Origin of the sequence: Carboxylicivirga taeanensis (genome assembly GCF_051851475.1) — a bacterium.
GTDB classification, from domain to species: Bacteria; Bacteroidota; Bacteroidia; order Bacteroidales; family Marinilabiliaceae; genus Carboxylicivirga; species Carboxylicivirga taeanensis.
On sequence record NZ_JBPUSJ010000001.1, the window covers coordinates 506738 to 528442 of the forward strand.

Annotated in this window: 15 protein-coding genes and 1 tRNA gene; 5 read left to right on the plus strand and 11 right to left on the minus strand. The window is 42.6% G+C overall.

The window, feature by feature from the left end:
* Positions 1-24: 24 nt before the first annotated feature.
* The 6 genes from lon to ACSX1H_RS02240 form a co-directional block, all read right to left on the minus strand.
* Positions 25-2475, minus strand: coding sequence for an endopeptidase La (gene lon / locus ACSX1H_RS02215; RefSeq protein WP_439181930.1), 2451 nt, complete (start codon positions 2473-2475; stop codon positions 25-27).
* A gap of 96 nt (positions 2476-2571) precedes the next feature.
* Positions 2572-3789: a putative sugar nucleotidyl transferase gene (locus ACSX1H_RS02220; protein ID WP_439181932.1), complete on the minus strand. Its 1218-nt coding sequence runs from the start codon at positions 3787-3789 to the stop codon at positions 2572-2574.
* Positions 3790-3901: 112 nt separating this feature from the next.
* Entirely contained in the window at positions 3902-4162 is a 261-nt protein-coding gene (locus tag ACSX1H_RS02225; RefSeq protein ID WP_200464468.1) for a type B 50S ribosomal protein L31, read from the minus strand.
* A gap of 103 nt (positions 4163-4265) precedes the next feature.
* Entirely contained in the window at positions 4266-5465 is a 1200-nt protein-coding gene (locus tag ACSX1H_RS02230; RefSeq protein WP_439181934.1) for a GNAT family N-acetyltransferase, read from the minus strand.
* Between the two features lie 234 nt (positions 5466-5699).
* Positions 5700-7169 carry an aminotransferase class V-fold PLP-dependent enzyme gene (locus ACSX1H_RS02235; RefSeq protein WP_439181935.1) on the minus strand — a complete coding sequence of 490 codons (1470 nt, stop codon included), beginning with the start codon at positions 7167-7169 and terminating at the stop codon, positions 5700-5702.
* A 126-nt stretch (positions 7170-7295) separates the two neighbouring features.
* On the minus strand, positions 7296-8042 hold the full coding sequence (locus ACSX1H_RS02240; RefSeq protein ID WP_439181936.1) for a DNA alkylation repair protein: 747 nt from the start codon (positions 8040-8042) through the stop codon (positions 7296-7298).
* Between the two features lie 54 nt (positions 8043-8096).
* Here ACSX1H_RS02240 and ACSX1H_RS02245 point away from each other — a divergent pair.
* The 3 genes from ACSX1H_RS02245 (at position 8097) to ACSX1H_RS02255 (ending at position 10842) form a co-directional block, all read left to right on the plus strand.
* Positions 8097-8172 (plus strand) — tRNA-His (locus ACSX1H_RS02245).
* Between the two features lie 168 nt (positions 8173-8340).
* Entirely contained in the window at positions 8341-9258 is a 918-nt protein-coding gene (locus tag ACSX1H_RS02250; RefSeq protein WP_439181937.1) for a DUF362 domain-containing protein, read from the plus strand.
* A 33-nt stretch (positions 9259-9291) separates the two neighbouring features.
* A complete protein-coding gene (locus ACSX1H_RS02255; RefSeq protein ID WP_439181938.1) occupies positions 9292-10842 on the plus strand; it encodes a 4Fe-4S dicluster domain-containing protein in 1551 nt (516 codons plus the stop codon).
* A gap of 37 nt (positions 10843-10879) precedes the next feature.
* Here the strand turns inward: ACSX1H_RS02255 and ACSX1H_RS02260 are convergent, their stop codons facing one another.
* Together ACSX1H_RS02260 and ACSX1H_RS02265 are read right to left on the minus strand one after the other, a co-directional pair.
* On the minus strand, positions 10880-13999 hold the full coding sequence (locus tag ACSX1H_RS02260) for an ATP-binding cassette domain-containing protein (protein WP_439181939.1): 3120 nt from the start codon (positions 13997-13999) through the stop codon (positions 10880-10882).
* 106 nt (positions 14000-14105) lie between these two features.
* The gene (locus ACSX1H_RS02265) at positions 14106-14918 is read right to left on the minus strand and encodes a hypothetical protein (RefSeq protein ID WP_439181940.1); all 813 of its coding nucleotides are present in this window, start codon (positions 14916-14918) and stop codon (positions 14106-14108) included.
* Between the two features lie 398 nt (positions 14919-15316).
* Between ACSX1H_RS02265 and ACSX1H_RS02270 the strand changes: the two genes are divergently transcribed.
* A complete protein-coding gene (locus tag ACSX1H_RS02270; RefSeq protein WP_439181941.1) occupies positions 15317-16216 on the plus strand; it encodes a DMT family transporter in 900 nt (299 codons plus the stop codon).
* Here ACSX1H_RS02270 and ACSX1H_RS02275 read toward each other — a convergent pair.
* Positions 16213-16626, minus strand: coding sequence for a DUF6146 family protein (locus tag ACSX1H_RS02275; RefSeq protein ID WP_439181942.1), 414 nt, complete (start codon positions 16624-16626; stop codon positions 16213-16215). The genes ACSX1H_RS02270 and ACSX1H_RS02275 overlap by 4 nt on opposite strands.
* A gap of 394 nt (positions 16627-17020) precedes the next feature.
* Between ACSX1H_RS02275 and ACSX1H_RS02280 the strand changes: the two genes are divergently transcribed.
* A complete protein-coding gene (locus ACSX1H_RS02280) occupies positions 17021-18328 on the plus strand; it encodes an acetyl-CoA hydrolase/transferase family protein (RefSeq protein ID WP_439181943.1) in 1308 nt (435 codons plus the stop codon).
* A 209-nt stretch (positions 18329-18537) separates the two neighbouring features.
* Here ACSX1H_RS02280 and ACSX1H_RS02285 read toward each other — a convergent pair whose 3' ends face one another.
* Positions 18538-19560 (minus strand): PEGA domain-containing protein, encoded by a 1023-nt coding sequence (locus tag ACSX1H_RS02285; RefSeq protein ID WP_439181944.1) that lies wholly within the window; start codon positions 19558-19560, stop codon positions 18538-18540.
* 180 nt (positions 19561-19740) lie between these two features.
* Positions 19741-21705, minus strand: a complete 1965-nt coding sequence (locus tag ACSX1H_RS02290; RefSeq protein WP_439181946.1) for a glycoside hydrolase family 97 protein — start codon at positions 21703-21705, stop codon at positions 19741-19743.

A 21705-nucleotide genomic window follows, 5' to 3' on the forward strand; every position in this document is an offset into this window, starting at 1 on the left:
AAAGGCCGGTTTCCCGGCCTCGTTCTATATATTCAAAGGATTTTTTACTTTTTCATCCAATAAGGCTAACCTCAGCACATCGGATACCTCTTTAACAAAATGGAAAGTGAGGCCCTCTAAGTAGATATCGTTAATTTCTTCAATATCTTTTTCATTATCCTGAGACAGAATTATGTCCTCAATTCCAGCACGCTTTGCAGCCAGTATTTTTTCTTTGATGCCACCTACCGGCAACACCTTTCCGCGTAAAGTGATCTCCCCGGTCATGGCCAGACGCGCTCTTACCTTTCGTTGGGTAAAGGCCGATGCCAAGGATGTTACCATGGTTACACCCGCCGATGGTCCATCTTTAGGAATTGCACCTTCGGGAACATGCACGTGCACATTCCACTCGTCAAAGGCATCTGATTTAACTCCCAATTTATCGGCATTAGCCCTCAAATATTCTAAAGCCAATAAAGCGGACTCTTTCATCACATCACCCAGGTTACCTGTCAAGGTCAGTTTCCCTTTTCCCTTACTCAGGCTGGTTTCCACAAAAAGAATCTCACCACCAACAGCTGTCCAGGCCAGCCCAGTTACAACTCCTGCGGTTAAATTATCCTGCCATGTATCTTTAGAAAAACGCACAATTCCAAGGTACTTAGGTACATCCTTAACGGTAATTGTCTTTTTCAGTTCCTCGTCCTTAGCAATTTTAAGAGCAATTTTCCGACAAAGCTTTGCCAACACCTTATCCAATTCTCTTACACCGGATTCTCTTGTGTAAGATTCAACAATAAACGCCAGCACTTTTTTACTTACCGAAATTGTTCCTTTCGGAATTCCATGGTTCTCCATTTGCTTCGGCAGCAGGTGACGTCGGGCAATTTCCGTTTTCTCATCCAGAATATAGCCGCTCACATTAATGAGCTCCATACGATCCAGCAGTGGCTGTGAGATGCCCCCTAAGGTATTGGCCGTAGCTACAAACATGGTTTTGGACAGATCAAAATCGATTTCCAGGAAGTTATCATGGAAATGCTCATTTTGTTCCGGATCAAGAACCTCCAATAAAGCGGCCGAAGGGTCACCATGAGCACTGGAATTTACTTTATCAATCTCATCAAGTATAAATACAGGGTTAGCAGCTCCAGCCTTCTTAATACTCTGAATTATCCGACCGGGCATCGCCCCAATATATGTTTTTCTGTGACCGCGAATCTCAGCTTCATCATGCACCCCGCCAAGTGACATGCGCACATACTTTCTGCCCAATGACTCGGCAATGGATTTACCCAGTGATGTTTTACCAACTCCCGGAGGGCCGTATAAGCAAATGATTGGCGATTTAAGCTCGCCTTTGAGCTTCAGTACGGCCAAATGCTCCAAAATACGCTCTTTAACTTTATCAAGTCCGTAATGATCACGATCCAGAATACGCTCGGCACGATTTAAATCGTAATTATCTTTGGTGTAAACATTCCAAGGCAAATCAATAAGTGTTTGGAGGTAGTTGTGTTGCACGGAGTATTCACCGGCTGCCGGATTAAGCCGCTGCAACTTATCCATCTCTTTTTTGAATAAGTCTTTAACTTCCTTACTCCACTTTTTCTTTTTTGCCTTTTCTTTCAGTTCACGAATTTCCTGCTCAATTGGACTTGAGCCCAACTCGTCCTGAATGGTTTTTATTTGCTGTTGCAGCATATATTCGCGCTGCTGCTGATCGATATCTAACTTAACCTTGCTTTGAATATCGCTCTTCAACTCTTGCATTTGCACTTCGCGAGCCAAATGCTCCAAAAGCAGCATGCCACGATCGAAAAGCTTACTTTCCGACAACAATTTTTGCTTCTCGTCAACACTTATATCTGAATTAGAGCATACGAAGTTGATGAGAAAGGCATTATTTTCGATATTCTTAACCGCAAACGACGCTTCAGGTGGCACGTTCGACGAGGCTTTTATAACCCTTAGTGACAAATCCTTAATAGAACTAACTACAGCCTCAAACTCATCCCTACGCTCTTCGTCCTTTTCATCTTCCAAGCCATTTACCTTGGCCATATGATAAGGCTCATCAGTAATCATTTCCTGTATTTCAAAGCGCTTTTTCCCCTGAATAATTACCGAAGTAGAATTATCAGGCATCTCCAGTACCTTAATCACCTTAGCAACTGTACCAATATCATATAGATCATCCCGTTCGGGCGAATCAACTTTTATATCCTTTTGAGAAACTGCACCAAAAACACCTTTCGATTTTTGCACTTCCTTGATCAGACGCAATGACTTTTCCCGACCAATTGATATTGGAATTATTACTCCGGGAAATAAAACAGTATTACGTAAAGGCAGTATTGGCAAGATGTCAGGTACCTCAAAAGCACTGACATTTTGTTCATCCTCATCACTTACAATGGGAATAAACTCTGCATCAGATTCAAAAACATCAGACATCAGTACCTTATCTAAACCAAATGTATTATTATCCATAATTATCATCTCTTAATCACATGTCATTTAATGACAAAATGTCGGAAGTTATATATTAACCATTCCGTTCCTATAATGTCAATAGGTGTGCCAAACCTATTTTAGTGAGGCTCTGAATTTTTGAGTTGCATCAAAAACCGCTTCTAAAATAGCAGCATCCTTTTCTGATAATTCCACATTGCGCCTCAACATGGCATTTTTTCCTGTATTAAGAACCACCTTAAGCGCATTAACTTTATAGCCCTGAGGCCCTCCAATGACGAAAGAGGGCACAAAATTACGCGGAAACCCACTGCCAAAAATATTAGCTCCAACGCCAACAACAGTGCCAGAATTAAATGATGTATTTATGGCACAGCGTGAATAGTCTCCCATAATTAAGCCACAAAACTGCAAATTTGTTCGCCCAAACCGCTCTGTAGTATAATCCCACAGCTTTACCAAAGCGAAGTCATTTTTGAGGTTGGAAGTATTAGTATCCGCTCCCAGGTTACACCATTCGCCCAGAACAGAATCGCCCAGATAGCCATCATGCACCTTATTTGTATAGCCCATGATAACAGAATTACTCACTTCTCCTCCCACCTTGGACCAGGGCCCAATGGTAGCTCCTGGCAATAGTTTGGCTCCCATACTAATGTGCACGGATTCACCAATGGCAATTGGCCCACGCAGCATCGATCCCTCGCCGATTTTTGCGTTTTTACCGATGTAGATGGGGCCTTCTTTGGGATTTAAATAACAGCATTCCACTTCGGCTCCTTCTTCGATAAACACCTGCCCCAATAGTTCAGGGTTTTTATTTAGGCCCACAATGGTTACCGTTTCATCAATGGCTTGAGAGTACCGCCCGGCAGTAAGTAATTGATAATCGCAATGAATTTGCTCTTTGTTAATTGTTATTAACTTGTATGCCTTATCAATAAGGTTCAGTTCACCCGGATAATTAAGCGTTTCAAACCTTTCAGCATTATCCGTGAGCGCCTCATCAGGAAACAGCTCCGTACAGCGTACAGCGAGTAGGTTGCCAGCTTGCAGCAGTGCTTGTCCTTTTTGCAGGCTCAAAATAGCCTCTGCCAGCTCTTTGTCGGGCAGAACAGCTGCTGAAACAAACATATTATCCGCACAAAGCTCTTGAGGATACTTGAGAGCAAGCGCCTCGTTATGCGTTAAATAGCTGGCTTTGGTCTTGAGCCAGCATTCCCACTTTTCCCTTACCGTTAATATGCCAACACGAATTTCAGCTTGAGGCCGGGTAAAAGTCAGCGGCAACATGCCACTATGGAATTTATTATCGAAAAGTACCAGGTTCATTCTTTATTAATCGTTAAAATCGAGCAAAGTTGTGCAAGCGGCAAGTTACAATAATTGTCAAAAAAAAAGCTCCGGAAATTCCGAAGCTTTATATTTTTTAGCTAAGCAACAATTATTTGCGCTTATCAAAATGTTTTTGGTATCTGCTCATGAACTTATCTACACGTCCTGCAGTATCAACAAGTTTCATCTTACCAGTATAAAATGGGTGAGACGTACTTGAGATTTCTAACTTAACCTGAGGATATTCAACTCCGTCGATTTCAACAGTATCTTTAGTGTTAACAGTAGAACGAGTAATGAACGTATCCCCATTTGACATGTCGGTAAAAGCTACCAACCTGTAATTGTCTGGATGAATTCCCTGTTTCATTGTTATATAATTTAATTCTTTAATATTCTAGTTCGTATCGGGCTGCAAAGGTAAATTATAAATTTTAACCTGCAAAGCTTTTAATGCATTTAATCTCTGAAATTTATAATTCTTTTTCAGTTTTGGTCTTATATTTTGTGTCAATTGGAATCGAATTCGCCCTAACATCCTGACTGCCTGAGCTGTTAAATAAATAGCGATAGGTGATGTGTTTTTTACCAAATGACGCCCCCATGGATTCTTGCAACACTCTCATCTTGGGATTAAAATCTCCCACCCACGACAATTCCAGTTCTTTAAGATGAGGGTTCTTTTCCACAACGCCTTTGAGGTGCCAAAAAAGACCCGACTCGATACCCGAACGCTGAAACTTGGGAACCACCCCCAGAATTACCACACGGGCACGCGTCATGGATTTTTGATATTTGAGCCATAAAAAGCGCAATTTATTCACCAAATTCATTTTGCCATTAAAGTGTTTCAGAATCTGATTCACATCGGGAAACATCACTATAAAACCTATTGGCTTACCTTCATGATAGGCATACCAAATCAACTCTTCCATCATAAATGCCTTGGCTTTAAGCAGGGTCGCTTTAAGCATTTTTTTATCGATGGGAGTAAAGTTCTCATGAAAACGCCAGGCATCGTTGTAGATGGTCTCAAAATCGTTGATAAACCTATCGGCTTCATTAATTTTAAAGTGCTCAAAGCTAAACCCTTCTTTTTTAACCACCCAACCCGCAATCTTCCAAAAACGCTCCGGAAAGGGCACAGTCAAATCTAAATGGTTGGTTATCTGCTCAAAATAAGTGGTAAACCCATAGGACTCAAAAAAAGATTTATAATACGGAGGGTTGTATTGCATGCCAAACCCGGGTTGGGTAAAACCTTCAACCAGGCAGCCCCAAAAGTTATCGTTCTCCCCAAAATTAATTGGCCCGTCCATTGCCTCCATCTTGTGGCTTTTGAGCCATTCTTTAGCCGCATCGAACAACATAAAGGCCGCCTCTTCGTCATTGATGCATTCAAAAAAACCTATTCCACCGGTAGGTTGATCGAATCCGTTTGCTTTGTTAAAATTAATAAAAGCAGCTACCCTTCCGATGACCTGTTTCTCTTTCAGTAAAATGAACCGGGTGGCAATACCATGGTTAAAGTATGAGTTTTGTGTCGGATCAAACACCTCTTCAATCATGGCGTCCAAAGGGCGCACGTATTCATCGTCCCCCTTATAGATGATTTCAACAACATCTAAAAATTGCTTCTTCGATAGCTTGTCAGATACCTCAACTACTTTCATTACCAATATGCTTTTTGAAAAGATGATGCCCGATTGGGTTCATGCAAAAATAGACGATTATTTGAATAATCCTAAGATAAACCCTATAAATAGGCGCATATGGCCACTAAATTGGCGCCACATTATTTCTGATTTAGAATGTGCTTTCCGCATTATTTTTCAGCCTGCAACATCAGAAGAAACAATGCACAGCATAGAAATAGGGTCCCTTAATAGCGTAACGACCCACTTTGTCTAAAAATGAAACCACGAGTCATAATCTTCGGGCTTTTTAAAGGGAAAGTCCTTGTGCGCATATTCGTTTCGGGCCGCCACATACGTGTAATCTTCGCTCATTTGCTGCCAGTTAAGTGCCACCTCTCTAACAGCATCAATCAGGTAGTTTACCTCACTATCCGTCATTGTTGGGTGAATTGACATTCTGACCCATCCTGGTTTCTCTGATAAATCCCCCTTATTAATTTTGCTTGTAATTTTATTGGATGTATAATAATCGACATGCAAAAGATAATGTCCATAGGTCCCTGCGCAGGAGCATCCTCCGCGTACCTGAATGCCATAACGATCATTCAAAAGACGAACAGCCAGGTTAAAATGTAACTGATCGATGTAAAATGATACAGCCCCCAATCGCTTCTCCACATTATCGGCCAGAATATTCATCCCCGGAATAAGCCTGAATTCACGAAATAGTTTCTCCAGAATTTCGTTTTCGCGGGCATGTATTTTTTGAACCCCCATCTCCTCCTTGAGGCGAATTACCAGCGCAGCTTTAATGGACTGCAAAAAACCAGGTGTTCCTCCATCCTCGCGCGCCTCAATGTCATCCACATAGCGATACTTACCCCAACGGTTGGTCCAATCAACCGTGCCGCCTCCAGAATTATCCGGGGCCGAATTATGGTAAAGGGAGCGATTAAACACCAGGACACCAGAGCTACCTGGACCACCCAGAAACTTGTGCGGCGAAAAGAAAATCGCATCCAGGCTCTCCAATGGATCATCGGGATGCATATCAATATTATCGTATGGCGCCGAGGCAGCAAAGTCAACAAAACAAAACCCTCCGTTTTCGTGCATTATGCGGGCCAATTCGTAATAAGGGGTGCGCACCCCTGTAACATTGGAACAAGCCGTAAACGATCCAATCTTGAGTGTTCGATGCTGGTATTTTTGAACCTCTCGACGCAAGGCTTCAGGATTAACTAAAAGATGTTCGTCAGGCTCAATCACCACTACATCGGCATTAGTTTCGAGCCATGAGGTGTGGTTGGAGTGGTGCTCCATGTGGGTGATAAACACCACTGGCCGCTGATCGACCGGGATGTTATAAAAACGCTTTGCCTGCTCCGGAACACGCATACCCAGAATGCGCTGCAACTTATTAATTACATAGGTCATTCCAAAACCAGCTGTGATAATAATGTCGTCTTCCCCTGCGTTGACATGCTTTTTTATGATACGATGAGAGTGCTTATACACATTGGTCATGATCATTCCGGTTTCGCTTGACTCTGAATGCGTGTTCGCCACCATCGGGCCCATTTCATCCTTCATTAAGTCCTCAATAGGCGCATACATCCGGCCACTGGCAATCCAATCGGCATACACTAATGGCTTTTCGCCATAGGGCGTTTGAATGACTGCATCCCAACCAATGGTATTTTTCCTAAATTTTTCGAAATGCTTTTCCAATTCACTCATAATATCAAGGTTTTCAGCATTAACTCTCAGCTACCCCTTTCTCCAACTCAAACACTACAGTAAATATAGATATTAAATACAAATATCGGTGTTCACAACTCCTCAAAACTCCCCCTCAAACTCCTGTTAGTCAGTCGGCTCACCCAAGAAATCAATCTCCGCCTGCAGTTCCTCAGCCACTGAAGTCTCGAGTAACTTATTAGTTGAGCGCAACTGTGTGACAAAAAGCCTGACGAGCTCTATCGTGGATCGGTCGTGTCGCATGCACATCCGTAAAGCATAAGAACCAGCCTGATAAACCAGCTGGTGGGCGTCCATGCTAATGATACCGATCAGCTCTTGAACAGTGAATCCCTTCGTGGCGATGCCCCCCTGCAGTCTGCGCCCAATACTAAAGAGGCCAAGCGAACGAAGGTAAACATCCGAACCAGTCAACCACTCAGGCAACAACTGATCCAATACCTCAACTCGTGACCATAAAAACATTGCTGAACGTTCTACCAAATCTTTATTATCAATAAGAGCAGTCCACTCCTTGCAACGTTCAAGAGTCATTTCTTTTGAAGGAACAATCAACGCAGCCAACAGCATGGTTTCGCGAATTTCGAGAAACCAAAGTCGTTCGGCTAGTGCATAACTTACCGGAATACGTTTAGCCAATTGCTTTAAATGTGGCACAGCCACCCCAAAATTTTCCCGATAATGAATGCCGCGGCTTTCCATTTGCGAAGTAGTGGCACCATTCATGTGCAAGCGCACCTGATTTTTTACCCATGCCACTTCTTTCTCTACTTTCTGATTTTCAATAAAAAACTTCATATCTCCCACAAATAACCAGCTACAAAGGAAAAAGTTTTTTTTATTTTTTTTCATTCTTCTTGCAAATATTACATCACAAATACTATCTTTGCATCGCAAAACAGAAATGGTGGTTGTAGCTCAGTTGGTTAGAGCGCTGGATTGTGGTTCCAGAGGTCGTCGGTTCGAACCCGATCTTCCACCCAAAGCCTCAGTTAGAAATAGCTGAGGCTTTTGTTTTTCCACTACTTCTCCTCTATTTATACCTGGTTTAAATTACTGATTCACAGACTGTGCTTGCGTTATTTTTAGTAATTTCAATGACTGGGAATATTAAAAAAAGCAACAGGTAACAACCGAATAACAGCACAGTATGAAAAGAAGAGACTTTTTAAGAACAGGCATTGGCGCTGGTTTGCTAAGTGGTGCTTTGCCACTTTTTGGCGGATTAGAGTCTGTCAACGGCAGCCCCGCCATGGCTGAATACGATTTAGCAGCTGTGAGAGGCGGAAGCGGTGGTGACATGTTTGATCGTGCCATTGAAGCTATAGGTGGTATCGGTAAGTATGTAAAAAAGGGACAAACAGTAGTTGTTAAACCCAACATCGGATGGGATGCCCCACCCGAGAGAGCCGCCAACACCAACCCTGAAGTGGTTGCACGTATTATTCAACGCTGCAAAGAAGCGGGCGCCTCAGAAGTATATGTATTTGACAATACCTGTAATAAATGGGATCGCTGCTATAAAAACAGTGGTATTGAAGCTGCCGTAAAAGCTGCCGGAGGAAAAATGGTACCGGGCAACACCGAATCGTTTTATAAGGAAGTGGATATACCTCAGGGCGTTAGTTTAAAAAAGGCCAAAGTTCATAAAATGATACTGGAATCGGATGTGTTTATTAACGTACCGGTTATGAAACACCACAGCAGCACACGCATCTCCCTGGCCATGAAGAACCTGATGGGCGTTGTGTGGGATCGAAAATTCTACCACTCCAACGACCTGCACCAGTGCATCGCCGATTTTTGTACTTTCAGAAAGCCCGATTTAAATATTATTGATGGTTATAACATGATGACTAAGAATGGACCACGCGGTGTGTCGGTGGCCGATGTTACTAACCTGAAAGCCCTGATTGCCGGTAGAGACATCGTAGCTGTAGATGCAGCCTCCACTAAAATGTTTGGACTGGAACCGTCAGAAATAGGCCATATAAAAATAGCCCACGATATGCATCTGGGCAACATGAATCTGGAGGAATTAAGCATTAGCAAACAAAAAATGGCATAGCACACCTTCGTTTATCTGCTTAAAAATCGAACAATGAATTATAAAAGACTCAAAAGGACAAGGGTGATTCTTTCACTCTTGTTTTTTATTCTGACGACCTCACTTTTTTTGGATATCTATGAAAAATATGCCAACGAAACGGTGCAGGAAATACTTTATTTACAATTTATTCCATCTTTTCTGAAGTTTCTGAACTCTTTTGCCATTGGCACTATTGGGTTTCTTATCATCATTGCACTAACCGCGTTTATTGGCCGCTTTTATTGCAGCAGCATATGCCCATTAGGCATTTTACAAGACCTAATTGCCTGGCTAGCTAAGAAACGCTCGAACAAAACATTTTTTTACAAGAAAAAGCAAGGATACCCAATTCTCAGATACGCGTTGCTAATCATCACTGCACTAACGCTGGCTTTTTCGTTCTCAGCACTTATCACTATTCTGGATCCCTACAGCAACTTTGGACGTATTATAACCTACCTGGTGCGCCCGGTTGTAGTGGTTGTAAACAATGGCCTTTCAATGCTATTACATAAAGTTGAGATATACAGCTTAAATCCGCTGAAACTGGTTGGCGCGCCCTGGTTTGTACTGCTGTTTACAAGTAGTCTGTTCATAGCTATAACCTATATGTCATATAAGCGCGGACGTTTATTTTGTAACACAATCTGTCCGGTGGGCACTTTCCTGGGGCTCCTCTCTAAAGTGTCGTATCTAAAAATTCAGTTTAATAAGGAAAACTGTACGAAGTGCGGCAAATGCATTGGCGCATGTAAAAGTGAGTGCATAGACATTAAAAACTTCCGCATTGATAGCTCCAGGTGCGTCGATTGCTTCAATTGCCTAACGGTTTGTCAGGATAATGCTCTGCGCCTAACCTCCCAAAAACCGAGTTCTCAACAGCCTGCTGAAACCAGCAGAAGAGCGGCCATTGCAACAGGTATTGGATTACTCATTGGTCCTAAAGCTCTGGCAGATATTAACAATAAAAAGGATACCTCTCAGCTTCTTGAAAACAAAAAAGAATTCGCGGTATCACCACCAGGTTCTATCAGCATCCAACGGTTTAACTCAATTTGTACGGGGTGCGGACTATGCATAGCTGCCTGCCCCACTCAGGTACTGCAACCAGCCGTTAATCAATACGGCTTGAAAGGGTTTATGCAGCCCCACATGGACTACCTATCGGGTTACTGCAATTTTGACTGCCGCGGATGTGGTAAGATTTGCCCAACCGGTGCCATATTGCCAATTACCATTAAAGAAAAGCAGCTCACCCAACTTGGCAAAGCTGTTTTTGTTAAAGAAAACTGCGTGGTTTATACCGACGGAACCGATTGTGGTGCCTGCTCTGAGCACTGCCCAACAAAAGCAGTCAATATGGTGCCATACGAAGGCAAGCTACTCATTCCCGAAGTCAATCAGGAGATTTGTATTGGCTGTGGAGCCTGTGAGCACCCTTGCCCTATCGATGCTCCTTATAAAGCCATCTTTGTTGATGGCAATGCCATTCATCAGGCCGCCCAAAAACCCAAAGAAGAAGAACAAACCACGGCACCTGTTGAAGAAGATTTTCCTTTCTAAAAAAAGAGAGGCCATCCCAAAAGGGTGGCCTGCTTTTTTATGGTCTGATTTTTTGTAATCGCTGGTTGAGTCGCCGCAGCTTGAATGTTTCGAAGTAGCGAATGACTTTTCTAAGAATATCAAAATACAAGGTGACATAAAAGAATGCTACACCCAGCCATACAATAAGCATATTAAACAATGGCGTCGAAATATAAATATCCATCAGGCACTTTTCAGGCGCATACAAATGCGAACGTCCAAAATTGGATACGGGCCTGTTAAAAATAGGGTGCTTCTTTTGGATGATTGCCTGCCCTGTCACCACCATCTGTTGCAGTTCCCGTTTGTTAAGAACCACCTCTTCCAAAGCTTCGTTCTGATAAGTATCCTTAAACTTTAAAAAGGCCTCCTTTGAACCATACTTCTTTATGAGTTTATCAAACAGCTCGTCCTTATTTTGTTTCCCCTCGACATATAACTTTTTATTAAGCTGTTTCTCCCGTTTTAAAAGCGCTTCAATTTTCTCATAAGAACCTGTTGTATAACTTACCTTCCCGCTCAAATAAAAAGCCAGTGCCGGGTAATGAGCTATTTTATGGCCAGCCAGTTTAAGCAGTTCGGATGCGAGCAGCTGAGAGGCATGTTGCAACTCTTCTTGTTCATCTCTGACCAAGTGATAGCGGCAGGTGGCATTTAAATCCTCAAGCTTAGGAATTAACAAATTGCTATTGTAGGAGGTCGAACTTATTTGCCTGTCTAAATCAAAAAACTGCTTTTCGTAGGCATTGTTCTTGAACTGATTAACTGCCAAAGCCTCATACGACCAACGTGAAGTCATTAAATCGCCAATGCGCGGAACGTATTGCTCTGAGGCAATGGTGTTATGCAACTTATCAAAGTTGACAATGACACCACTAAACAACAATTGGGGAACCAAAATAAGAGGTATGAGCACATAGATAGCCACCACAGAGTTTAGGCCACTACTTATATTCAAACCAATCATGTTGGCATAACAGGCCGTACTGAATAGAATCAACCAATAGCTCAGCGTCAGTCCCTTTATTTCAAGTATATAATTGCCAATTAGTACAAAACTGAGCGTTTGAACAGCCGATATGGCAAATAGTACTACTATTTTGCTATTCAGGTAACTGAAACGGCTCAGGTTCAAAAAGGACTCTCGCTGCAAGAGCCGCCGATCCTTAAAAATCTCTTCTGCACTCACAATCAATCCCAAAAACAAGGCTACCACCACACACATGAACAGATAAGCCGGAATATTGACATTTTTTGCAAACACATAAACCGAATCGTTAGTCCCATCCCCACTAATATACTTGGTAAAATAGCCAAGTATCAGCGCCAGGATAGGGGCCTGCATCATATTAATCATCAGGTATTGCTTATCCTTAATTTTGGATAGGGTATCCCTTAAGAGGTAAATAATAAACTGCTGAACCCGTCCGGGAATGTTATATAAATTTGGAGGCAGCTTCTCCCGTTTCTCATTATGCTGCGGGGCTTTCCATTCGAACTTATCCTCGAAATTCTCAACATAGGCAGTATACCACTCGTTGGGCGACACTTTACGCTGACGAATGAATTTACCATATGGATTCACCATACGAGCTTCAATGATGCGCAAAGGTTGCTCTGTTTGCACATTACCACAGGCGTAGCACTCCTTTTCCTCAGGGTTAACATAGGAGGCCTTTTTCTTGAAATAAGTAATGGCATCCATTGGATTACCATTATAAATAATACGCCCCCCTTTATCAATAATCAGGAGCTTATCGATAAGTTTGTACAAATCGCTGCTGGGCTGATGGATATTTATAAACACCAGCTTCCCTTTTAGCGTTTGCCTTTTAAGCAGCAACATTACCTTTTCTGAATCCATGGATGAGAGCCCCGATGTAGGCTCATCAACAAATAAAACAGATGGTTCACGAATTAATTCCAGAGCAATGTTCAAACGCTTGCGCTGCCCTCCGCTGAGTATTTTATTCAGGGGCGAGCCCACTACCAAATCGCGCGCCTCGACCAGATCGAAGTCGTGCAGCGCCTTTTCGACCAATACTGTAATTTCCTCCTTAGTGAAATGACTAAAGCATAAACGGGCATTAAAATACAGGTTTTCAAATACGGTTAACTCCTCTTTAAGAAGGTCATCCTGTGGTACATATCCAATAACCCCAGCCAATGCCTCTTTATCCTCGTGTAAATTAAACCCATTTATATGAATGCGTCCGCTATGGTATTTCAAATTGCCATTAAGCACATTTAGCAAGGTAGACTTACCTGTACCGCTGCCACCCATCACAGCAACAAGTTGACCCGACCGCCCCGAAAAGCTGAATGGGTGAATCCCCACCTGATTATTACTGAACTTATAGGTAACATCGAGTGCGCGGTAAAGAATACGTGCACGCCCTGACTTGGCAATAAAGTGCTCAGCTACCCGGCCATAATAAACAGGCGCCATTCGCGAAGTTTTTATTACCGCACCCGGCCTGAATGCCACTCCTTTATTCTGCTCAATGATATGTCCGTTAAGGTATAAGTTACGATTCCCTGAGTAGCGGAAAAACAGGAGGTTGGTTTCCTGCACATGCAATATCCATACAAATACCTGCTGCCTGGGGTTGTAGATATGCTTAATGCGCTCATCGGGCTTCTCCTTTTGTCCGCTTATCAGCAGCAAGCGCTCCTTATCCTCCACTTCGAGCGGGTAATAAAGTATGAACTTACTCAAATTGTCATAATCACGCTGATCGAGCTTAAGGTAACGGGCCAGCGCATCGGTAAAGTAGCATTCTTCCTCAGATGCACTCCCATCGCGCATAATATAGTTAAGCATGTTAGTTACCAACATGTATTTCTCCGACTGCTCGAGCTCCTGGTTCAGCTCCTCGCAGATTTTAGCCAGCCGGTCCATATTGGTTGAGGTTTGCTTATCTCGCGCTTTCTGGTCCTTGCTGTACGAATCTTTATGATACTCACCTATATAATACGTATAGCGCTCTAATGCCCGCTCTGCATACTCACTATTTAAGTTTCGGAGCAAGAAATTTTTGACTTCTATAAACCCATCGCCAGTTTTTTGTTCCTCGCGTCTGTCGGTTAACAGTGCAAAAATCTGCATCAATGCTTCCAAAAAAAGTTCACTCATTTTAAACTATTATGGGTTGGTTTGAAAGATAGTAAATTTTATCAGCACATTACGAAAAAGGGGAAGTCCGATTGGCTTCCCCTAAAATATCTTTTTGTATTCAACCTTACGAAACGTACTTCTCGCGCAAAACTGCTACATTCTCTTCGATAGCATCCAGTTGCTCAACGGTGATACTTCCTTCATCAACGCTGTTAAATATCTCGTGCAGAATCTTCAGGTCTTCAATCGCAGACGTTATGTCTTCGTTTGATGCGTGCATTTCCAACATTGACATCAGCCTGTTAAGAGGTTCTTTTTGCTCCATAATTATGGCCACCATTTCTTTGTTACTAAAAGTTTCTTCCGAAATATGTGTGGCAATGTATAAAGCTTCCACCCAGCTACCGGTAATTACCAATAATGAAACTGAAGCCCTGTCGTTTTTATTCAAATACTCATAGGTGTTATAAAATGTATTGGTAATCACGTTTACCAACTCATCTTTATTATCCAGATTATTCTCAATGGCTTCTAACAGGTCTTTATCCAAGGCTGGTGAAATATCCAACTTATCAACTAAAGTTTTTGAGGCATTCATAAAGTCGAGAGTTTCCTGCTGCTGACGGTAAGTACTTGCATAACTTAAGTCGGCACTGTAGATACCCAAATTGATTGCTTGCGCCTTTTCTGTTAAATATTTATCAACATTCGCCACCGGATTAGATAGTGACAAAATATACGCGGCTTCAATGCGATTAAGCATTTCAGTTACTTCAAACGAAGTTGGTAATGGATAGACAAACTCCCTCACCTCTTTTTCCACGCTTTCTTTCTTTATTTCAGGGGCTTTGTTTTGTTTAGCTTTCTTACTGTTACAGGCAGTTAACAACATAGTAGCAGCAACAACAAAAGATGCTATTCGAATAGTGCTTTTCATGTGTTTAAATTTTGGTTTTTTATATTCTCTTTTCAATTAAGAACCAAACGGGATAAAAATCCTGTATTCGACTAATAATAAATACCTTAACAAATATCGTTTTATCAGTCATCTAATTAATGAAACAAATATAACTGATTTTAAAAGAAATTGACCGGACAGTTCCTATAAAATAGCTCATTAATTCAATTTTACACCTCATGAATAAAATCAGTTTATTGGATTGAGCTTTCTGCCTACATTTACAAACAAATCAGCGCAACCGTGAACCAAGCTGCTGATTATGCGTTTAGGTGTCATTTATCTCTCATCCTTCTGAATGGCTATAGTCTGTATTCATCCGCGACCGGCCATCTCCAGAAAAGCGATTGAGAGAAAACAAATTATTTTGCAAATCCATGAAAGGAATTTTACTGGCCACGACCACAGCTGTATTATGGGGTATTTTAGGCATTGCTCTGAAAGTTGCTCTAAACTATTTTGATCCCTATACCATTGTTTGGTTCCGTTTCTTTGTCGCTTCCCTGGCTTTAATTACCTATTATACGTTTAAAAAACCCAGTATGCTTAGCGTTTATCGTCGGCCTCCGCTAATGATGGTTGCAGGAGCAATCCTATTGGCAGGCAACTACATTGGTTACATGCAAGGTGTGAACTATGCCGGGCCGGCAGTGACCCAAATAATTATTCAGACGGGGCCCGTAATTTTAGGCATTATCGGCTTTACGGTTTTTAAAGAGCAACTCACTCTCACCAGAGCCATTGGATTTATTATTGCAACCATTGGTTTTATCGGCTTTTATTTTCAACAGCTTAATGAGCTAATGAGCCAGAAGGAAGCGCTCAACAGCGGGGTTCTGTGGACCCTGGGAGCGGCTGTAAGCTGGTCGGGCTATGCGTTCTTCAATAAGCAACTGGTACTAAAATACCATCCCCAACAAATTAACTTAATCATCTTTGGGCTGCCTGCGATCTTGTTTCTCCCACTTGTACAATTCGATTTGTTACTCCAGAGTTATGACTGGTGGATATGGGCATTAATGGTTGCCCTGGGTTTAAACACGGTTGTTGCCTACGGTACTTTATCGGCTGCATTTAAATATACCGAAGCCAATAAGATAAGTATTATTATAATCATGAATCCGGTCATAACCTTCCTGGCTCTCGAAGTCCTCATTGCCTTAGACATACAATGGTTTTCGATGGCAAAAGTATCGCCAATGGCCTATTTAGGTGCCCTTCTGGTGCTGGGCGGTACCGTTTTGGCCATTGGCCTTTCAAGAACCAAAAAACATTAGCGCCCTTTACGCCGAATTAGCACGATGCCATATTCCTGCTCAATAAACTGGAAATACTGGTATAGTTTATAATTAAAATCCAGGCCGTAATCGACAGATAAATCATACGGAATGGCCGTTTCATAAAAATCTCCGTAACGAAGCGGATTGGAATGACGAATGTTCCACTCTACGCTGTACCGGTAATTCCACTGCTGGTAGTATTCATTTGAGTAGAATTCTTTTGAATAAGGCTGAGTCTGCAGGAATAGTTCGTATCCCGGATCAAACACAATGAGGTCGTACTCTGTTGAATCAACAGATTCGACACTGATCTCTTGATTTGGCGCATCGGGGCTTGAAACGGGTTTATTTGTATGACAGGCAGCCATCATAACCAATAAGAGTGCTCCAATAATAATAGTTTTCATACACGTAAATTTTTATTCCTAATGCCAGATTAAAACTGTTCAACCATCCTGCTGCTGATGCAGCCGTTATGCGAACTTATATCCAGGTCCAACTCACTTTCCAGTTACAACAAGTTAAGCATTTTTTCAGTCCCTGTCGTTACTGCTAACCTGGTTTTTATACAATGGTTAAAAATTCTTAAGACGCAAAAAGCTTAGTGGTAAATAAAAGCACTTACTGTAAGCTATATACATTTACTCCTTTCATTTCCAATCGTTAAAAAGTGTATTATTTCAGATCTGTTTTAAATATGGTCTTTGGGCTTAATATTTATCAATAAACGCTTGCATCCATCCATTATTTCCTAAATTTGCAGGCATTGAATAAAGAAAAATATCCATAAATAATAAAGTCATGAGTTATAAAGCAATATCGGCGGAAGAGGCTGTAAAAGTTATTAAAACAGGCGACCGTGTGCACCTTAGTAGTGTGGCTGTAACACCTCACAAATTGATTAAAGCAATGGTTGAGCGTGGCCGCAATAAAGAATTCTATGATGTTAAAGTTCAGCACATTCACATTGAAGATAAAGTGGACTTTGCTGATCCTGAATTTGAAGGCATTTTTGTTTCGGAGCAATTCTTCGTTGGCGGTAACTTACGCAAGCAAACTCAAGCCGGTTATGCAGACTATATTCCTGCTTTCCTGAGCGAAACACAAAAGTTGATTCGTGACGGCGTACTAAAGGTTAATGTAGCCATGATTATGTGTTCTACACCTGATAAACACGGTTATGTTTCTTTAGGAACCTCTGTTGATGCTACTAAAGCTGCTATAGAATGTGCCGATGTTGTTATTGCTGCTGTGAACCCTAATGTACCACGTGCCTGGGGTGACGCCATCTTCCCAATGAGTGAGATCGATTACTTTGTTGAGGATGATAGCCCACTGTTTACACACGATATGGGTGCATTAACAGATATGGACATCGCTATTGGTAAAAACGTAGCTGAACTGATTGAAGACGGTGCTTGTTTGCAAATGGGTATCGGTGGTATTCCAAATGCGGTATTGGCACAGCTTGGTAACCACAAAGACCTGGGTGTTCATACAGAAATGTTTGCCGACGGTATTCTTCCTTTGGTAGAAAAAGGGGTAGTTAACGGTAAGCGTAAGCAAATTGATCCAGGTAAAATGGTAGCTTCTTTCCTAATGGGATCGCAAAAGCTTTATGATTTTATTGATGACAACCCAATGGTAGCCATGATGGACGTGCGCCACACAAACAGTGTTAACGTCATCCGTCAGAACGATAAGGTAACCGCTATCAACTCAGCTTTATCAGTAGATATCACTGGTCAGGTATGTGCCGACTCAATTGGTACAACTCACTACTCAGGTGTTGGTGGACAGATTGACTTTATCCGTGGTGCTGGGTACTCAAAAGGCGGATTGCCAATTATCGCCATGCCTTCGGTAACCGCTAAAGGTATTTCTAAGATTGCTCCAACCTTACTGCAAGGTTCTGGCGTTGTTACTACACGTGCTAACATGCACTGGTTTGTTACTGAATATGGTGCGGTTAATTTATATGGTAAAACAATGCAGGAGCGTGCTAAACTGATGATTTCAGTGGCTCACCCTGACCACCAGGAGATGCTTGATAAAGCAGCCTTCGACCGTTTCGGTCCACATTTCCACTATGTGAATCCAAACATTTAATCGAAATCAACCAATCGATATGTTCAAAAGAGTCATCCAATTCGGATGGCTCTTTTTTATTACCTCATCGCAAAAGAGCGTTGACTACTAACGCGTTGATGGATACTAACGACAGAAAACCTGTGTCGATTCACCAGGCAAACTGCCACAAAAAAAAGAGTCAGCCAACAGCCAACTCTTCCATGATTAACCATTAATCACAATCCAAATTATTGTTGCAGGGCCGATTCTCTCAAAGACATTTGTAAGAAAGCCTCAGGACCGATACCACAATAAGTACTTGGGGAAGCCAAATCTTTGACCTGACCACTCATAAAATCACTGTACCAATCCATCCATGGATAAGTGTAATGGTACTTCTCCGCAGCATGCAATACCAAACCATCGCCTCCCTTTTCGGGCATGCGCTCGCCTCTGTTTTGAAAATAAGTCTCCCCAACGGTATGCAGCCACTCATGTACCCAAACACCCGGGTCGTTTTCTTTGTACCAATTAATGTTATCCTGAATATTATCGCCGGCATCAAATTTAATAGTGACATAGCCCGTTTTAATTGGTTCATTCAAAGGGTCGGTCCAGGCCAGCCCAAAATACGGACTTTTAAAGCTGCAGGTTCCATCACTTTCGCGCCAAAACACAAACACCACATCATAAGCGCCGGGTTTTATTTCGGGCACCAGTTCAGTTAGAGCATCGGGCTCAAGGGTAAACCAGTTACTACTGGTTTTATGCAATTCAACGGGTACTGTTATGTCTTTGCGTTCCACCTCCCACTTGGTAGTATGAAATGAGAATGGCTCAAATTGCTTCTCTATACTCCACATAAAGAAATCGTAGCCTGCATCCAACTCTTCTTTACTGAAAACTGAACTGCAATGCCCCGATTGTGTCGACCCGGTAACTTCTTGCACGCCCAGCCATAGTGCTTTCCATACTTTGGGTGCAGGCTTATCGGCCGCGGTCATTTTAATATCCACATTCTCATCTATATGAAGCTCTCTCCGAAAATACTCCTTAGAACCTTCCGTTGCAACGCCAACAACATGGTCCCCCTGAGTGACCTTTAGATCAGCCGGTGTAGAGTAACCGGTAAATTGCCCATCCAGATAAATAAACCCCTTTTCGGGAGCTGATACGCTTATGGTAGGTGAAGATGAAGTCTTTTCGCTATTGGAGTCACAGGCCTGTAAAAGTAAACAGGCAAACAAGTATGCTAGTATGCTATTTTTCATATGATTAAGATTATTTTTAACAGCCATATGGAACCCTCAAGTCAGTTTTAATCATGCAATTGGGTACAATGTTCAAATTAACATGCTGGCTTCCATTTTTAGGCTGTCCATTTTCAAGCAGAGGTGACAGGTCCTGGTATGCCCCCTCTGCTGAAAAATGATTACTAATAAAATTGAGTATTATTTAACAGGGTGCAGCATGGCCGCCACTCCGCCGCCTGCTTTCAGTTCAATGCGCTCACTGAACTCGCTGTCGACCATCAACTCTTTTACCTGAAAATCGTTCCCATCGCGGTCGGCATTGATACCATCCAGGTATAGAGTCATCTTGTACTTTTGTCCCTTCGGCAGGAAAGACAAATCCAGTTGCAGCTCTCTTTCGCTCCAGTCCGTCATCCCACCGATGTACCACTTCTCGCCTAATCGACGAGCCAATAACAGGTAATCACTCACTTTGGCATCCAGCACATTTGTCTCGTCCCAAACAGTTGGCACATCCGACAGAAACGCCATGCACTCAGGCTCTCGATAGTAGCGTGTTGGACTGTCGCAAAGCATCTGAATCGGACTTTCGTAAATCACAAACATCGCCAACTGGTGACAACGCGTTCCCATGCTCATGGGCGTATCAAAAATAGGCTCGAAATCTTTATCCTGTGCATTAGCCATGGCTCCCGGCGTATAATCCAACGGACCGGCCAGCATGCGCCCAAAGGGCAGAATAAGATCGTGCTCCGGCGTTTGACGCAGGCTCCACTTGAACTGCTCTCCCCCGTTCACCCCTTCGCGCGTCATCACATTGGGATACATGCGACGCAGGCCTGCCGGCTTGTATGAGCCGTGGAAATCCACCATCAGGTGATACTCGGCAGCCTTGGCGGCAATACGATGGAAATAATTCACCATCCACTGATCATCGCGATTCATAAAATCCACTTTGATGCCCTTAATGCCCAAGTCACGAAACAGCTCAAAGGCTTCATCAATCTGGTCATCCAATGTTTTCCATACGCACCACAGCATCACCCCAACATTCTTACTATCGGCATAATCAATCAGCTCTTTTAGGTTGAGCTCAGGTTTCACTGCTGTAATATCACCTAACTCGTACCAACCTTCGTCGAGCATTATGTTTTCAATGCCATACTTTGAGGCAAAGTCGATATAGTGCTTATAAGTTTCGGTATTAAAACCGGCCCTGAAATCAACACCATACACATTATTGGCATTCCACCAATCCCAGGCCACCTTGCCCGGCTGTATCCACGAAGTGTCATCCAGTTTATTTTCACCGGCCAGTATGTAAGTCAGTTGATTGGTTACCAACTCGCCATCGTTATCAGCAATGGCAAATATACGCCATGGAAACGTGCGCGTACCGCTTGTTTTGGCTATGAAGGCTTCACGTTCGCGAATGGGTAAGTTACGATCACTCAACTCATCGAAATGCTTCACGCACTGAGCCGATGTGCCTTCCAAGGTTAATCCATCGGCGCCCTTAAGCCACCAGCCAGGATAGTCGACCAAATCTGTTTCGGCTATCACGATTTTTGGGCCCTTAGCCGGGTTAAGAATCAGTGGCAAACTACACAAATCATCCTCCCCTTGCTTTTGAAGCGATGTATAATCGTAGTACACCTGGTTATGCGACTGGAAACTTCTTTCCTTGCCCCACCAACACATGTAATTCTCAGGAAAAGCATAACTTCCGTGTTCGCTCACAACAGTTATTTCGCCAGGCAAAGCTGTTTCGAAGCGGTATGCAACACCCTCATTATAGGCACGAAAGCTAATGGAGTAATTACCGGCCATCTGAAGTTTTAGCTCGTTGCAATTATTGGCCACCTGTGCCGCCTTCACTTTAACAACCGGCGTAATGGTTTCATTAATCGAATTCTTCAATACTTTTTGCACCACAGGCGACTGACCAAGTACCTGATTCTGCAATTCCATGGAAATGGTTGAAGGACTGATAATCGTTTGCCCATCGAACTTAACCAGAAACTGCAGCTGGTCTGCAACCAGTACCTGCAACTGAATCTTTTTATCAGGTGAGCTGATGCTGTATGTTTTGGTTTTGGCTGAAACGGTTCCCACAAGCACCAACATCGCCATCAACAGGGATATTTTTAATATTTTTATCAT

Bases quoted from the DNA above. Each gene is read 5' to 3' on its own strand.
- ACSX1H_RS02265 (WP_439181940.1), bottom strand. From the start codon at position 14,918: ATGAAAAGCACTATTCGAATAGCATCTTTTGTTGTTGCTGCTACTATG.
- lon (WP_439181930.1), bottom strand. From the start codon at position 2,475: ATGGATAATAATACATTTGGTTTAGATAAGGTACTGATGTCTGATGTT.
- ACSX1H_RS02255 (WP_439181938.1), top strand. From the start codon at position 9,292: ATGAATTATAAAAGACTCAAAAGGACAAGGGTGATTCTTTCACTCTTG.
- ACSX1H_RS02240 (WP_439181936.1), bottom strand. From the start codon at position 8,042: ATGAAAAAAAATAAAAAAAACTTTTTCCTTTGTAGCTGGTTATTTGTG.
- ACSX1H_RS02290 (WP_439181946.1), bottom strand. From the start codon at position 21,705: ATGATAAAAATATTAAAAATATCCCTGTTGATGGCGATGTTGGTGCTT.
- ACSX1H_RS02235 (WP_439181935.1), bottom strand. From the start codon at position 7,169: ATGAGTGAATTGGAAAAGCATTTCGAAAAATTTAGGAAAAATACCATT.
- ACSX1H_RS02270 (WP_439181941.1), top strand. From the start codon at position 15,317: ATGAAAGGAATTTTACTGGCCACGACCACAGCTGTATTATGGGGTATT.
- ACSX1H_RS02230 (WP_439181934.1), bottom strand. From the start codon at position 5,465: ATGAAAGTAGTTGAGGTATCTGACAAGCTATCGAAGAAGCAATTTTTA.
- ACSX1H_RS02285 (WP_439181944.1), bottom strand. From the start codon at position 19,560: ATGAAAAATAGCATACTAGCATACTTGTTTGCCTGTTTACTTTTACAG.
- ACSX1H_RS02280 (WP_439181943.1), top strand. From the start codon at position 17,021: ATGAGTTATAAAGCAATATCGGCGGAAGAGGCTGTAAAAGTTATTAAA.
- ACSX1H_RS02225 (WP_200464468.1), bottom strand. From the start codon at position 4,162: ATGAAACAGGGAATTCATCCAGACAATTACAGGTTGGTAGCTTTTACC.
- ACSX1H_RS02260 (WP_439181939.1), bottom strand. From the start codon at position 13,999: ATGAGTGAACTTTTTTTGGAAGCATTGATGCAGATTTTTGCACTGTTA.
- ACSX1H_RS02275 (WP_439181942.1), bottom strand. From the start codon at position 16,626: ATGAAAACTATTATTATTGGAGCACTCTTATTGGTTATGATGGCTGCC.
- ACSX1H_RS02250 (WP_439181937.1), top strand. From the start codon at position 8,341: ATGAAAAGAAGAGACTTTTTAAGAACAGGCATTGGCGCTGGTTTGCTA.
- ACSX1H_RS02220 (WP_439181932.1), bottom strand. From the start codon at position 3,789: ATGAACCTGGTACTTTTCGATAATAAATTCCATAGTGGCATGTTGCCG.